The sequence below is a fragment of the Amycolatopsis antarctica genome, assembly GCF_002262875.1.
Lineage (GTDB): Bacteria > Actinomycetota > Actinomycetes > Mycobacteriales > Pseudonocardiaceae > Amycolatopsis > Amycolatopsis antarctica.
The window spans coordinates 25,818-40,699 of the sequence record NZ_NKYE01000014.1 but is presented as its reverse complement, the minus strand read 5'-3'; the positions used below and the strand labels follow the sequence as shown (position 1 = coordinate 40,699).

Genomic DNA, 14,882 nt, shown 5'->3' with positions numbered 1-14,882 from the left:
CTCCTATCCACTGACGACGTACTCGGGGGAACACGCGGCCGCGGCGACCAGTTGCATCGGATCGCCGGCCACAGTGGACAGTGCCGCGCGACTGCGGTCGCTCCAGGCGGGAACTCCGAGCAGCAAGCCCACGGCGTCGGGACGTTCCGGCTCGGCTGTCCCCCGCAGCCCGCCGAGTTCCGCCTTCGACGCGAGGAGCTGGGCAAGCCGCAACCGGGACAGGCCGGCCGAGGTGTTCAGCCACGCCTGCCCGGACGGCCAGCCGCCGACGCTCGGCGGACGCAACGGAACCTGGCCCATACCGCGCAGTCCACCGGTGAGCCCCTTTGCCGTCTCTGCGTCCATTGTGGATGGACGGAGTCCGAGAGCGCGCATCAGTCCCACGCCCCACTCCACCGGTTGCTTGACCACCGCTGACGCGCTGTCGATGAACGCCGGTTCGAGCGCGATCGCCCGCACCAGCGCCCGGACGTCGCGACCGGGCCCGCACGCGGCGGTGAGCCGGTCGAGTACCTCGCCCGGCGGTGCGGTGTCGGAGACGAGGCGTTCCCAGAGCCTGCCCGCGACGTACGGGGCCGACTCGGGGTTGGCGAGCACAGTGGCCGCGAAGGACCGGACGTCGTGCGCGGCGGTGACGCCGAGCAGGGTCTTCTCCCCGCCGTCCTGCTTTTTCGTTGCCAGCTCGGCGTTTCCGTCCTTACTCACGGTCCAGCCGGTCAGCGCACGCGCTCCCTCACGCACGTCGTCCTCGGTGTAGTTGCCGACACCGAGCGCGAACAGTTCCATGAACTCGCGGGAGAGATTCTCGTTCGGTGCCTCGGCGGTGTTGCGCCGCCCGTCCAGCCAGATCAGCATCGCGGGGTCGACCAGCACCGCTTCGGCGAGATCGCTGAACGATCCCATGCCCTGCCGGCGGAACAGGTCGATCTGCCGCAGCATCAGCGCCGGATACTTCACCTTCTGCGCACTGGTGGCGAAATGCCCGTGCCAGAACCAGGTCAGCCGCTCCGTCGCGGTGGGCTCGGTGACCATCCGGTCGAGCCACCAGGACACCGCGGTCGCCTCCTGCCGGGCTCGCAGGTCCTTGGCCTCCTTGGCCGCCCCCTTCTCCGCGGAGTTCTTCTCGCCCTTCTTCCCGGACTTCTCCGGCAGCGGGCCGAGGTCGGGCAGGACGACGGGTGCCGCGGGGGTGAGCAGCTCGTCGAGGGTAGCGGTGAAACCGCGCGGCACCCGACGGTCCAGCTCGCCGGGTGCCGGACCGAAGTTCAGCCGGTCGAGCAGGCGGCTGATCGCGGTGCGCTCGTCTACTGGGGTCACACCCCGATACTGTCGTCCCGGAGGCTCACGGGCACGGATTCCGGGCCGGACTTCAGGAAGCCTTCAGCACCGGCAACCGCAACCGGAACGCGGCGCCACGATGTCCGTCCGGTGGACGTTCGCAGGTCAGGTCGCCGCCGTGCGCGCGGGCATAGCCGCGGGCGATGGCCAGTCCCAGTCCGGACCCGCCGGAGTCGCGGTCACGCGCTCGCTCCAGCCGCACCAGCCGGTCGAAGATCCGTCCCGCCTCGGCTTCGGGCACGCCCGGACCGTCGTCGAGCACGGTGACCTCGCCCCTCCCGGTGACCTCCACCCGGATCCGTCCGCCGTCGGGGCTGGCGCGGCGGGCGTTGTCCAGCACGTTCGCCACGATCTGGTCCACCCGCTGCGCGTCAGCGTCGACCGTGACCGGCACACCGGTGAACTCGATCCGCGAGAAGGACGTCAGCAACCGCGCCTGTTCCACCCGTGCCGCGACGAGACCCGCCAGTTCCACCGGGCCGCGCCGCAAGGTCACACCCGCGTCCAGGCGCGCGAGATCGAGCAGATCGTCCACGAGCCTGCCCGCACGACGGGATTCCCGGATCAGCAGGGCTTCAAGGCGTTCCCGTTGTTCCGGGTCGGTGTCGGGCGGTTGGTGCAGCACGGCCTCCGCGGCGGCCTGCACCCCGGCGATGGGAGTGCGCAGTTCGTGCGCGGCGTCGGCGACGAACCGGCGGGTGCGTTGCTCGGAATCCTCCAGGGCGTCGAGCATGTCGTCGAACGCCTCGGCAGTCCGGCCGAGTTCCGTCTCCGGCCGTTCCGGTGCCAGCCTGCGGCCACGGTCACCGCGTGCGATCGAGCGGGCCAGATCCGTCATCCTGTTCAACGGCGCCAGCGCGAACCGAACACCGAACAGGGTGGCCGCGACCGCGACCGCCAGCGCCAGCGCACCGGTCACCAGTAGCAGCCGCACCAGCGTCGTCTCGGTCCGCACCAGCACGGAGGCGTCCGCCGCGAGGGTCAGCTTCGCACCGGCGACCCGTCCGTTTCCGGGGAGTGTGACCTCCCGCGTTCGCTGGTCGCCGCCGCGCTCGCCCAGGTCACCGAATCGCTGCCCGTCAACGGTTTCCAGTCGTGCACGAACGCCACGGCCGTCGAGCCTGCGGACCATCGTCGCCGGGCCGGTGCCCGCGCGGGCGAGCTGCTGGGCGAGCTGAACGCGGTCGCCGAGTGCCGCGTTGATATTGCGTTCGGCGAGCCTGCCGAACAGCAGCGTCACCACGACGACAAGCGCGACCAGCACCACCGCCAGCACCGCGAACACGGTGACGGTGACTCGGCGCCGCAGCGACGCGGTGCGCAGGCCCGACATGGTCAGTCCCCCTCGGCGCGCAGCAGGTACCCGCGCCCGCGCACGGTGTGCACCAGCCGCGGCCCGCGCAGTTCGAGCTTTCGGCGCAGGGCGCTCACGTGTACCTCGACCAGGTTCGCGTCGTAGTCCTCGTAGCCCCATACCGCGGTCAGCAGCCGGGTCTTGCTGACCACCTGCCCGCGCCTGCCCGCCAGGTAGGACAGCAGGCGCAGCTCGGTGACGGTCAACTCGATCAGCTCGCCGCCACGATGTACCGTGCCCGATCCGGCGTCCAGCACGAGGTCCCCGATGGTCACGGTCAGCGCGACCCGGCCGAGCCTGCGCAGCACGGCCGTGACCCTGGCGACGAGTTCGGCCAGCACGAACGGCTTCACCACGTAGTCGTCCGCACCGGCGGACAGCCCGCGCAACCGGTCGGGCACCCCGTCCCGGGCGGTCAACAGCACGATGCCCGCCGTGCCGTGGCCGCGCACCACGCCGAGCAGTTCGAAGCCATCGCGGCCCGGCAGCATCACGTCGAGCACGACGAGGTCCGGCCGGTACCGGGCGAGGTCGGCCTCCAGTGTCCGCCCGTCGCCCCGGCCCAGCACCTCGTACCCAGCCTCGCGCAGGCCGCTCTCGACGGACACCCGGATCGCCTCGGCGTCCTCCACGACCAGTACCCGGGCGACACTCATCGGCTCATAGTGCCAAGGCTGACCGGCCGGGGCATCCTGCGACTCGAACTGGGTCAACGCAAACCATCGTGAGCCACGTCAGTACTCAGGAGGCATGATCAACTGTCAGATCGGCGCGGCGGCCCCTGCGGTAGACCGCCCGATGATCCGATCACGCCACGTGATCAGGTTCGTTCTCGCACCGACGCCGCCGTGCTCTCCGTGCGCCCAGATGATCCCGGCCGGCCGCAGGCTGCCGTCGGCTCGGCGGGGCGAGATCGCCCGTGCACGGCCGTGTTTCCGGTGTGTCCTCAGAGACCATCCGGTGCTGCGGAACACCCGGCGGCGCCCGGAGAATGGCTGTTCTGTATCGGGGTTCGTCGCTTGCGGTACCGGACTGCTCGGTGCCCGGGTTCCCAGGAGCGCGACGCGCCGGGCGACGAAGTCACCTGAGCTGCACAACCGGACCGCGGTCTCCAGAACCGCGACACCGCGCGCGAGGTTGACGACACCACCATGCACGGGGCTGAGACGAAGACAGCCGCACCGGTACTGGCAACACGCGACCCCAGCCGATCCGAGATCGCTCGTGGTGGGCCGTGCGGGGTAGGGCGGCCAGCCTCGGGCCTGCGGTAGCGACTCGAGCGAGGTCGCGAGGAGGTCGCGGCGAGTCGGCCCGTGAGCGCTCGGGTCCGGTCAGTCGATCGTTGGCCGGAGGACCAGGCAGAGGAACCCGAAGACATCTCGGTAGACCCGCAGCCACTCGTCGCGGTGGGTGGCGGCCACGGCAAGTGCCTGTGGGCTGTCCGGATCGTCGGGGTGGTCGAGGGCCCACGCAGCCAGTGTCCCCGCCCAGTCCCATTCGTACTCGTCGAGCTCACGGCGAGTGCTGATGTGCCCGAAGGTCGGGACCCATCCATCAGCGACGACACGGCCGATCGTGGTACGCAGATCGTGGAACTCGCCCAGCATCTGCACTGCTTCCGGCGATGGTTCGTGGTCCCAGAAGCCGTCACCGACGAGGATGCGCCCTCCGGGAGACAGAAGCTTTCGGACGGCCGCGAGGTTCGCGAGCAGCCCTCCGAAGGCATGCGCGGATCCAATGCTGAGGACCACGTCGAACGGTTGTGCGGAGCTGAAATCCTTGGCGTCCTCGTGGAAGAGGACGAGCCGGTCCGCCACACCGAGGGCGCGTGCCGCGTGCCGGGCACGTGTCAGCGCGCTCTCGGAGATGTCGACGCCCACCGCTCGCAACCGCGGGTAGGCAGCCAACGCACGCAGAAGCCACTCGCCACCGCCACAACCGAGGTCGAGAATGTACTCGTCACCGACTGGCAGCGCGCGTTCCAACAGCCGTCGTACCGAGTCGTCGTCCAGCGGCGCGGACACCGGATGGTTCGCATGGGCAATTCTGGAAATCTGTTGACGTTCCACCCTGCGAACTTGACATGGTCGAATGACACGAGCAATCGGTTTGTTCGAGGCTACAGCTCCTGTCGGTCGCCGCCACCGGCCACGAAGCAGAAGTGGAACCAGCCTGGTCGGCTCCGGGCTCGTGACCTCGGACGCGGAGGACTTCCTACGTCCGGCCGCGTGTAGGTACCGGAAGGCACGGGCCACGGCGACTTCGTGGGCAGGATCCGCTCGTGCAACTCTGGCGCGGCGGGACCTCGGCACAGCACGTGGGGCCGGAAGCACCAATCTGGATCGGTCCCGACGGAAACCGCCCTGCCGTACCCAATCACTTAGGTGGCGACGGACCGGGATCGAGTCGTCTACCCTGATCGCGCGGCGGCGGTCGTGGACTCGTCGGTTGCGCGATGATATCGACACGCTCAGGGAACCGACCACCAAGAACACGACGTACGCCTCGGTGTCCTGCGCCGATCAGCGGAGACTGAACCGCTCGACGTCGAAGTGCCAGCACGCGCGGTCGGCCGGAGCGGTATGACGGCCGGATTCGAACTCCGCGCTCCCCCGCCGGGGCGACATTGGGCGCCGACGACCAAGTGCCGCGTCAACAACTCCTGGGCCACAAGGCCTTGGTAGCGCTGATACATCAGTTGCGCGAAGCACTCCCACCGTGAATTCAGGTGTGTAGCAGCCAGTCGATGGGTAACCAACATCGTCGGCCGGGCAGGTTCGGCTGCGCTTGCGATCCTGGCCGTCACGGCTCTGGTGTGTGCAACCCTGACCTTCAGCAGCGTAGGGTCGGCCACCAGTCATGCTTTTCGCGAACTATGGAAGCTGAGGCAACCGGCTTTCTCCACCGATGAACGAGTGGATGGCATAGCGGAAGATCAGGCGCCGTGTGAGTTATGGCGTCGACCAACGGATATCCCGGCTGGACCTCGCCCGGCGGCCAGCGATACCCGGCGCCGGAGGCTCGGCTGACCGAGCGACCAAGCCGACAGCGAAGCGGCGTCGGTGTTCGGTCAAGGGAGGGTCGGCCAAGATACGACGGAAACCCGGCAACCAGCGATCTTGAGTCGAACCTGCCGCAAGTGAGGTACTGGAGCGGGTCGGCGTCGGCTGCCCGACCAGGACCGGTGATGCGCACGCGCAGCCGGACGCCCGATCTTGGGTCACCGTTTCGCAGTGGACTTCTTCGCGTACCCGCTCAGCTAGGTCAACGGCGCACCCGATAGCGCAGGTGAAGCACCCGGTTGCCCTGAATCACCAAGTCAGGTCCCTCCAACAGGTGCTGCGCGTGGACCGCCCCGAAGTAGCGCTTACCGGATCCGAAGACGACGGGTACGACGTCCATGCGCACCTCGTCGACCAGACCGGCGGCAAGCACTTGGCCACCGACGTCGCCAGCGGCGACCTCGACCAAGCGGTCACCCGCAAGCTCCTGCGCCCTGGCCACGGCTGCCTCGACGCCGTCGACGAAGTGAAACGGCGCCTCGGGGTCCCAGCCCTCGGGCTCCGGCCGGTGCGTCACGACGACCACGTGGTCGACCCCGCCCGGAGGTTTCCCGTCCCAGCCGTCCGTCAGGTCGAAGACATGGCGGCCGGCGAGTGTCGCCCCGATCTGGTCCCAGTACGGCCGGGTGTAGTCGTAGGACGTCTGCGACACCTTCAGCTCGCCGCTCTCGTCCAACGGGACCTCACCACTGGACAACCAGTCGAACAGTGGTCCTGGTTGGTCATTCTCGTCCGCGACGAAGCCGTCCACCGATACCGAGCTGTACATGACAACCTTGCCCACGGGGCTCTCCTCTGCTTCGGGGTGCCTCGAAACTAGCGTGTCGTGAGCTGCCGCTCTTGTAGGAAATCGATCGGCCGGCAGCGGCCAGCTGTCCAGCGCGTGGCGGGGATGTTCGCGCATGAACCGCCGCCGGGCCTCGACGCCTTGCGCCAACGCCTCGAATAACAATTTTGACTTATATAAGCCGAGGACGGTACAGTCGGCGACGTGCACGCGTTCGACATCCTCGGCGACCCGGTGCGCCGGCGCATTCTGGAACTGCTGGCCGACGGTGAGCGAACCTCCGGGGCGGTCACGGATGTCATCCGGGCCGAGTTCGGAATCTCCCAGCCGGCTGTTTCCCAGCATCTGCGCGTGCTGCGTGACAGCGGGTTCGCGTCGGTCAGGGCCGTAGGCACTCACCGGTTCTACACAGTCGAGCCCGCGCCGCTGCGCGAGGTCGACGCGTGGCTGGACCGGTTTCGCCGGCTTTGGGAACAACGCCTCGACGCCTTGGCAACCGAGCTGGCCCGGGGCAGGCGTGCACGCAGGATCCCGGCCGACGGGGCCACCCGACCGGCCGGTTCAGGTACCGATGCGGACAAGAGCGATCCACCACCGAAAGGGACATGACACATGAAAGACGTATTGGACGAGCTGGCCGCAATGCACCGCGTGATGGGAAAGGGCAGCGTGCCCGCCGGTGAGGCGTACACCGTGGAGCTCCGGCGCCGATACGACGCGGAGATCGAGGACGTCTGGGACGCCATCACCAGCCCGGAGCGGCTGGCCCGCTGGTTGAAGCCGGTCACCGGGGACCTCCGGGCAGGCGGGACGTTCGAGGTGGAGGGTGGTGAGCATGGCGACATCCTCCGGTGCGAGTCACCGCGGCTGCTGAAGGTGTCCTGGCTCTTCGGCCCGGAGGCCGACGACTGGCCCGGCACGAGCGAGGTCGAGGTGCGCCTGGCCCCGGGCCCGACCGGCGACACCGAGTTCGAGCTGATCCACTCCGCGGTCGTCGGCGAGCCATCCTTCCCGACGTACGGCCCCGGGGCCGGCGGCGTCGGATGGGACCTGCGCCTGCTCACCCTGGGCCGGCTCCTGGCAGGCGACGACATCGTCGACCACGAGGAGTTCGAGAAGTCGCCCGAGGGGCGCGAGTTCGGCCGGCGCAGCGCCGCGGCGTGGGGCCAGGCTCATCTCGCCGCCGGTGGTGACGCGGACCAGGTCGCGGCCGCGGTCGAGGCCACGACGAAGTTCTACGTACCCGACCCGACCTGACATTCCTGCCACGGTGGGCCGACCTGCGTCCTTGGCGCTCGCACCGCCAATGAGAATCATCAGATCGTCGGGCGTAGGGCCGCTCCGAGGCTGCGTACGCCCATAACTTTCCTACCGAGGTTGTTCGGTGAGCGTAATCGCTGGCGACCCGGGCCGTAGATCGCAAGGTCGCCCGGACACGGAGTGATCGGTGCTCCTCGGTCGAGGAGAACAGGGCAAGCAGCGCAACAGGATGTTGTCCCACACTCAGAAGGAAGAGCGATGCGCGCGTGAAGTACACCGTCTCTCGATCGAGATCGCCCTGCCGCGGGAGAGGGTGGTCCAGATTCTCGCCGACGCGACCGGGCTGACCGAAGCCGGCCCGGAAACGACGCTCTGGAAGTGCGAGAACGAGTACCGGTTCAGCGGCGTGCCGATGCGGCTGGTGGGGCTTCTGGTGCCCGACACCTTCCGCAAGCAGTCGCGACAGCACATGCAGGATTCCACGGCATTCGCCGAGCAGGGAAAAGATGTCCGCGAAGAATCGGTCTCGAGGCGATCGAGGCACGAATGATCTGATCATTCTCCAGCATGATCAACGGCCAACAAAACGGTCCACATAGGACAGAGCGCGGCTGCTGCCGGACTCCGTTGCCCGGAACATTACCCGAGTTCACACGACACCAGGTGGCCCTCAGGCGGAGCAGCGCTGCTCTCCACGCTGCCGGCGGTCGTCCCCGCTCGGGGCGACGGACCATAGGCGAAATTTCTGAGCGAAATCTGCACTGAACTCCTTGAGCATGCCGCAGGGGCATGGTTTCAAATGGGCCTGTTGGCGTAGGCCAATCGGACTTTTGACAAAGGGGCGATATATGCACAGGAGACTACGGTTCGTCGTGGTGATCCCCGCGGTCGCGGGTGGCCTGCTCGCGGGGATGACCCCGGCGCTGGCGAACCCCGACCCGTTGAACACCACCGGCATCCCGGCGCATTACGCCGAACAGGGCCTGGACTGGCGCCAGTGCACCGCCGAGGACGTGCCGGACAAACCCGAGACGGCGAAGATCCTCGAGTGCGCGACGTTCGCGACCCCGCGCGACTGGGAACACCCGGACGACCGGCAGGACGTGACGATCGCGATCAGCAGGCTGAAGTCCACCGGTGAGACGACGGCGTCCGTGCTGACCAACCCGGGCGGGCCCGGTGGGCCGGGCCGCTCGTTCCCCGCCTCGCTGAGCGAGCAGGCCAAGCTGCGTGAGCATCAGGAGATCATCGGCATCGACACCCGCGGCACCGGCAGGAGCACGAACATCTCCTGCGACGGAGCGGGCCAAGGTGAGATCCACGACCCGCGCGACCGCGACCCGCGCAATCTGGACCTGCTCCTGGACACGACGGAGTTGACCACGAAGACCTGCGAGCAGGCCTCCGGTGAACTCGGCAGGTTCGTCGACACCTTCCACAACACCAAGGACCTGGACCTGCTGCGGGTCCTACTCGGCCGCGAGAAGATCAACTGGATCGGCTACTCGGCGGGCACCTGGCTCGGCGCGCACTACGCCCAGCGGTTCCCCGACCGCGTCGGGCGGTTCGTGCTGGACTCCTCGGTCGACTTCACCTCGACCTGGGCGGCGTCGTTCGACCTGCAGCCCATGGGGTACGAACGCCGCTGGCGGCAGGACTTCCTGCCGTGGGCCGCGGCCCACGACGACCGGTACGGGCTCGGCGCCACCGGCGAGCAGGTCCGGCAGACCTTCGAGGACGTCCGGTACGCGCTGACGGGCAATCCGGTCGAGGTCGACGGTGTGAAGGTCGGCCCGGCCGATCTGGACAGCCGTTTCGTCGGCCTGCTCAAGAGCAAGCAAGCCTTCCCCGGCCTGGCCGACTTCCTGGTCCAGCTCAGGACGCTGACCGGGAACGACGCGCCGGAACAGGCCAAGGCGCAGGCCAGGGCGGCGATCGCCGACGCGCCGGCCGAGCCGGCCCCGAATGACGCTCTGCTCGCCGTGCTGACCGCCGTCAGGTGCAACGACAGCCCCACGCCCGGCGACCGGCAGTCGGTGATCCGCAGGTCGCAGGAGTTCCTCGACCAGGGCAACCTGCTGGCCGGGGGGTACTGGATGTTCATCCAGAACTGCATCTTCTGGGAGAACCAGCCCCGTCCGCTGCCCGCACTGGACGGCAAGGGTGTGCCGCCGGTGGTGATGGTCCAGTCGGCGAACGACCCGGCCACGCCCATCGAAGGCGCCCGGAAGGCACACGCAGGGTTCGAGAACTCCCGGCTGCTGACCGTCACCGGCGAGGGTGACCACGGCATCTACGGGTACGGCAACGCGGCCGTGGACGAGGTCGTCGATGCCTACCTGGTCGAGGGCGTGGTCCCGGAGGACCAGAGCGTGCCCGGCGTGCCGCCGCCCAACCCTTCCTGAACGGTCGAAGCTCGTGAAGGCCACCTCCGTTACGTTTTCCGTAGTGAAGGTGGCCTTCACGAGATTGTGGGGAGCCCGCCGGGAACCCGCGTTCGGCCGGGTCCGCATCGACTGATCGGTACATCGGCCACGGCTTCCGCTCCGTCGTCCTGGAGAGAGATCGCATCGTCGCGGTGACAAGGCGCCCGTCCCTTCGATCAGAAGGCCTTTGCGTTGTCCTCGGGAACGCCGGTACGCAGACCCAGCTCGGTGCGCGCCGCCACGGCGATCGGCGCGAGACCGGGTGCGTCCAGTGTCCGGACGATCTGGTTCAGGCTGGCGGCGAAGCGTTCCGCCTGCGCGTGTTCGGCCGCGGCGACGGCGATCCGTACGGCGGCCGGGAGCAACCGCGCACGGGCGAGGTCGTCCACCACCGGACTGGCCAGCGCGGCCGTGATCGCCCGGAAGGCCCCGTCGACGTCGCCAAGGGCGAGTTGGACCAGGGCGGCTCCCGGCTGTTGCGACACACCGCACGCCTTGGCGAGCACGAACGAACGTTCGGCGGCGAGGAGAGAACCACTGGCCAGATGCAGCATCCCCATCTCGTAGTGCGCAATGCCAGCGTGCAGCGGCTGGACGTCCTGAGCCTCGCGGCGGCCGGCCTCGGCCTCCGCGGCGGCGGCGTCCAGCTCACCGACTCCCCGGAGCGCTTCCGCCCGGTGAACGTGGCAGTCCCCAGGAAAAGCCATACCGGACTGTTCGACGACGTCGATCCACTTCCGGGCACGGTCGTACTCGGCGACCGACAGCAGCGCTTGCGTGGACCAGCACACGATCTGCCCGGCGGCCACCGGACCGAGCCGTCCCGGGACGCACGCCGCGGCGAAGGCCGCTTCGAACAGCGGGACCGCGGCCTCGATGTCGCCAAGCCGGGCGAGGCCAGAGCCCTCAACGGCCTGGCCGAGCGCCTCGATCTCGTGATCGCCCCGCCGCTTCCCGATCTTCTTGGCCCGGACGCCCTTCTCCACGGCGACGGCAGGGTCGCCGCCGGCCAGGGCGATGAGCCCTTCGGTGTAGGCGAACATTCCGTGAGCCGCGGACTCACGCACTCCGTCCAGGAGACGACCGGCCCGATCCATCCAGCCTCGTGCCAGTGAAGGTTGGTTGCGGACGTAGTAGTTGCACACGATCTGCATTGCGAATACCGCGGCACGGCTGGTGTCGGCCTGGGTCAGACACATCATGTGGGCCCGCATCCGGGCGTAGATAGAGGTTTCCTGGTCTCCCGACACGAACCCCGCGTCGCCGAGAAGTTCGAGATCGTCCACGTGCAGCGATCCACTCGTCTCGGCCGCGATCAGACTTTCCTGCACGGTCGGCCAGTCCCCGGCGTCGGCGGCGTCGTGCGCGCGTCGCAGCGTCTCGGTGGCCGCGGTGCGGGCGAGACCGCGCATTCCGTTGGTGCCAGGACCGTCCAGCCGCGGATCCTGCCGCAGGATCGCTGCCTGCAACTCGACCATCGGACGTGAGGGGTCGACGCCCATTTCCCCGGCCAACAGGTCGCGCAGCCTGCGATAGGCCGCCAATGCGGCGGATTGCCGGCCACACCGGTACAGGGCCAGAACGAGGGTCGCCCAGCGTTGTTCCCGCAGCGGCTCATCGGCGACCGCGGCCTCAGCGTCCGCAACGAGCTGCTGGTGCTCGCCGACGTCGAGACGGCTTTGCAGAAGTTGTTCTTCCGCCACCTTCCGCAGTTCGGTGAGCCGCGCCGCCTCGGGGTGAGCCCAGGCACGGTCGGCCACGTCTTGCAGCGCGTCGCCGCGCCAGAGACCGAGGGACTCGGTCAGGAGCTGGCGAGCCGACTCCGGCAGTCCGGTCGCCGCACTGACCAAAGCGCTGTCGAGTGCCCTCTCGAAGTTCATCGCGTCAAGACGGAGCCCGGACAGATCCAGCCGATAGCCACCGGCGTGGTAACCGATCCGGCCGCCGAGGGCCGTCCGGAGTTCGGAGATGTGCGTCTGCAACGTCCCGCGAGTGACCGGACGAGTCTCGTCGTCCCAGACGTCGTCGAGCAGGGTCTGCGCCGACACGGTGCGCCCCGCGTCCAGCAGCAACCTGGTCAACAGGGCACGCCGCCGATGCCCACCGAGCGGAACGGGCTGCCCGGACCTCGTCGCGTCCGTCGGTCCGAGTACCAGGACTTCGAGGTCCTGACCGCGCATGTTCGCCTCCGTGGCGGCCCCTCCGGCATGTTCTTCCCAGACGTTCCGGCCTCGCGACACACCGCACCGTCGTGGGTTGGCTTCTTCCCGCGCTGCCCGAAGCCGCGCGATCTCAGGTTACGCGAGATGCCTGGCCGGCGTGGCGGCAGCCAGCGCGTCCGGAACAGTGACCGCGCCCGTGCAGGTCGCCTCGCGGACGGGGTCGCGCTCCGCTCGGACGAGCCCATCGATCGTCGCGCACACGGTCGGAACCGGTCACAGGCGGTCGTCGATTGCGGGCCGAATCGTGGCCCCGACCGTTCGCCGCTCGTCTGTTCCAGCGGGAGATCCCGTGCGGGCAGCGGTACGTCTCCCCACAAAGGCGCCGTGGTCGGCCCCGGCCGGCCGCCGATCGTGCTTGTGAGAGTGACCCGCGGCACGTCCCGATCGTTCCTGATGTGGACGATGTTCGGCAGGGCGGAGCGGTCCACCAGCTGCGACCGGCACAGACTCGCGTGCACATCGATGGATCATGCGCGGCGGGGCGTGAAAAGCATGACCCAGTGGTCGCTCTCGGGGTCGTGCAGCATCTCGCTGTCGAAGTCGAGCGGTCCTCTGGTCGGATGGTTGAAACGTTTCATCGCGGACCTCCATGTTCCGATCTCTCCTCGGTCCCAGTGGCTGATGAACTCGGGGCTGCTTGCCACCAGCTCGCGAAACAAGGAGCGGAGACGCTCGTCTTCCGGGTAGAGGCTGAGTGCTTTGCGAAGTTCGGAGGCGGCCGCTCGGGCGAGTTGCTCCGCTCCCTCGTTACCGAGCACTTCGCGGAGTCCCGTCGAGGTGAAGACCTGGTGGACGATGTTGTAACCGTAGGGCCCGCCGCCGAAGACGGGCCCGACCAGTTCTGCCGCGGCAGCGTTGAGCGCCAGCACGTCGAGCCTGCCGTCGTGAATGGTGACCGGCATGGTGTGGTTCAGGCTGTCGAGCAATAGTTGGAGTCCCGGTCGGATTTCCGCGGCGGGTGCTCGTGGCTGCGGAGGGCGCTCACCGGCCAGCCGGAACAGGTGATCCCGCTCGGCGCTCGAGAGCCGGAACGCACGGGCCAGCGCGGTGAGGATCTCCCGCGAGGGGCGGGACGCGCGCCCCTGTTCGAGACGGATGTAGTAGTCGACCGATATGCCTGCGACGTCAGCGATTTCCTGACGTCGCAGGCCCGGCACACGCCTATGGGACAGAGCCGATGAGCCGGCCCGATCCCGGGGTGTCATCTCCGAGCGATGACGACGTAGGTACTCGCCCAGACCCAACCTCTCATCTCCCGCCATGACTTCATTGTCCCTACCCCTGCGGCCATCGCCAGGCCGGATGCGTGGCCCTGTGGATACCAGGCTCGACGAGGTCTCCCTCACCGTCGAAGACTCCATCAGTGTCGATGGCGGCGGAGAAAGCAGATGTCGACGCACACACGAACTCGCACGATCTCACCCGGAGGCCCACCCATGACCGCAGCGAACCGAACCCTGATCATGACCGGGGCCACCAGAGGAATCGGCCTGGAAGCCGCACGAGAAATCCTGCGTCGTAGCCCCGATACCCACCTCGTGGTTCTTGGGCGAAGCTCCTCTGCCGCCGAAATTCTACCGAGCCTGCGGGGAATCTCTCCGCATGTGTCGAGTGCCGACGTCGATCTGTCGAGCAGGGCGAGCGTCGCCGCTGCTGGGGCGAAGATGGAGGATCTTCTTGATTCCGGCGAGTTGCCTCCGCTGCGGGGACTCGTCTTCAACGCGGGTGTCCACCTCTCCAATGCGCTGACAACCACGGTCGACGGATACGAGAGGACCTTCGCCGTAAACGTCATGTCCACCCACCAGCTCCTCCGGCAACTACACCCTCACCTTCAGGCTCCGGCACGCATCGTCGTCACCGTCAGCGACGCTCACTTCGGCGATCTCCGGCACACCGGGGGGACCATGCCCGCACCCCGGTGGACCATCCCGGAAATTTCGCGCCCCGGAGCATTCGACCGTTCCGAAAATGTCCGAGCTGGTCGCCGTGCCTACGTGACGAGCAAACTCGGCGGCATTCATCTGGTCCACGAATGGGCCCGCCGACTGCCCGACCGCATCGACATCGTCTCGTACAACCCCAGTCTCGTGATCGGAACCGGACTCGCACGCCAAACCGGTGGAGCCTTTCCCTTTCTGATGAGTAAGGTCGTCCCGTTGCTCTCGGTCACCCCCCTGGTGGACACCCCGGTCCCCGCGGGCAAGAAACTCGCCGACGCAATCCTCGGCGTCACCACCGCCGCTACCGGTGCCTACATCCACAAGACGAAGGTCGCGGCGTCATCCACCGAGTCCTACGACACCCACCGCGAACGCATCCTCTGGAACTGGCTGGAACAGGTCGACTGAGAACGACAAAAGCGCCTCCGATACTCGCCCTTCGCCGGTCCGGGGTCTATCCCGTGAGCGGTGTTTCCGGCGTTGTTGATCA

12 protein-coding genes are annotated in these 14,882 nt (G+C 68.1%); 5 read left to right on the top strand and 7 right to left on the bottom strand.

The annotated features are described in order from the left end of the window. Positions 1-3: 3 nt before the first annotated feature. The 5 genes from CFN78_RS20760 to CFN78_RS20740 form a co-directional block, all read right to left on the bottom strand. A complete protein-coding gene (locus tag CFN78_RS20760) occupies positions 4-1,317 on the bottom strand; it encodes a DUF1800 domain-containing protein (protein ID WP_094864535.1) in 1,314 nt (437 codons plus the stop codon). 52 nt (positions 1,318-1,369) lie between these two features. Further along, positions 1,370-2,671: a sensor histidine kinase gene (locus CFN78_RS20755; protein WP_094864534.1), complete on the bottom strand. Its 1,302-nt coding sequence runs from the start codon at positions 2,669-2,671 to the stop codon at positions 1,370-1,372. Positions 2,672-2,673: 2 nt separating this feature from the next. Continuing rightward, positions 2,674-3,348: a response regulator transcription factor gene (locus tag CFN78_RS20750; protein WP_094864533.1), complete on the bottom strand. Its 675-nt coding sequence runs from the start codon at positions 3,346-3,348 to the stop codon at positions 2,674-2,676. A gap of 675 nt (positions 3,349-4,023) precedes the next feature. Then, entirely contained in the window at positions 4,024-4,716 is a 693-nt protein-coding gene (locus CFN78_RS20745) for an SAM-dependent methyltransferase (RefSeq protein ID WP_240519588.1), read from the bottom strand. A gap of 1,240 nt (positions 4,717-5,956) precedes the next feature. Beyond that, entirely contained in the window at positions 5,957-6,538 is a 582-nt protein-coding gene (locus CFN78_RS20740; RefSeq protein WP_094864531.1) for a dihydrofolate reductase family protein, read from the bottom strand. A gap of 207 nt (positions 6,539-6,745) precedes the next feature. Here CFN78_RS20740 and CFN78_RS20735 point away from each other — a divergent pair, with 207 nt between their 5' ends. The 4 genes from CFN78_RS20735 to CFN78_RS20720 all read left to right on the top strand — a co-directional run bounded on the left by CFN78_RS20735 (position 6,746) and on the right by CFN78_RS20720 (position 10,206). Continuing rightward, positions 6,746-7,150: an ArsR/SmtB family transcription factor gene (locus CFN78_RS20735; RefSeq protein ID WP_094864530.1), complete on the top strand. Its 405-nt coding sequence runs from the start codon at positions 6,746-6,748 to the stop codon at positions 7,148-7,150. Between the two features lie 3 nt (positions 7,151-7,153). Continuing rightward, positions 7,154-7,798 carry an SRPBCC domain-containing protein gene (locus CFN78_RS20730; RefSeq protein WP_094864529.1) on the top strand — a complete coding sequence of 215 codons (645 nt, stop codon included), beginning with the start codon at positions 7,154-7,156 and terminating at the stop codon, positions 7,796-7,798. Between the two features lie 190 nt (positions 7,799-7,988). Next, positions 7,989-8,351, top strand: a complete 363-nt coding sequence (locus CFN78_RS29575) for a hypothetical protein (protein WP_205660596.1) — start codon at positions 7,989-7,991, stop codon at positions 8,349-8,351. A gap of 298 nt (positions 8,352-8,649) precedes the next feature. After that, a complete protein-coding gene (locus CFN78_RS20720) occupies positions 8,650-10,206 on the top strand; it encodes an alpha/beta hydrolase (RefSeq protein WP_094864528.1) in 1,557 nt (518 codons plus the stop codon). A gap of 197 nt (positions 10,207-10,403) precedes the next feature. Here CFN78_RS20720 and CFN78_RS20715 read toward each other — a convergent pair whose 3' ends face one another. Both CFN78_RS20715 and CFN78_RS20710 read right to left on the bottom strand, forming a co-directional pair. Further along, on the bottom strand, positions 10,404-12,407 hold the full coding sequence (locus tag CFN78_RS20715; RefSeq protein ID WP_094864527.1) for an AfsR/SARP family transcriptional regulator: 2,004 nt from the start codon (positions 12,405-12,407) through the stop codon (positions 10,404-10,406). A 509-nt stretch (positions 12,408-12,916) separates the two neighbouring features. Next, positions 12,917-13,711, bottom strand: coding sequence for a helix-turn-helix transcriptional regulator (locus tag CFN78_RS20710; protein ID WP_094864526.1), 795 nt, complete (start codon positions 13,709-13,711; stop codon positions 12,917-12,919). A gap of 174 nt (positions 13,712-13,885) precedes the next feature. Between CFN78_RS20710 and CFN78_RS20705 the strand changes: the two genes are divergently transcribed. After that, on the top strand, positions 13,886-14,800 hold the full coding sequence (locus tag CFN78_RS20705; RefSeq protein WP_094864525.1) for an SDR family NAD(P)-dependent oxidoreductase: 915 nt from the start codon (positions 13,886-13,888) through the stop codon (positions 14,798-14,800). Positions 14,801-14,882 lie beyond the last annotated feature (82 nt).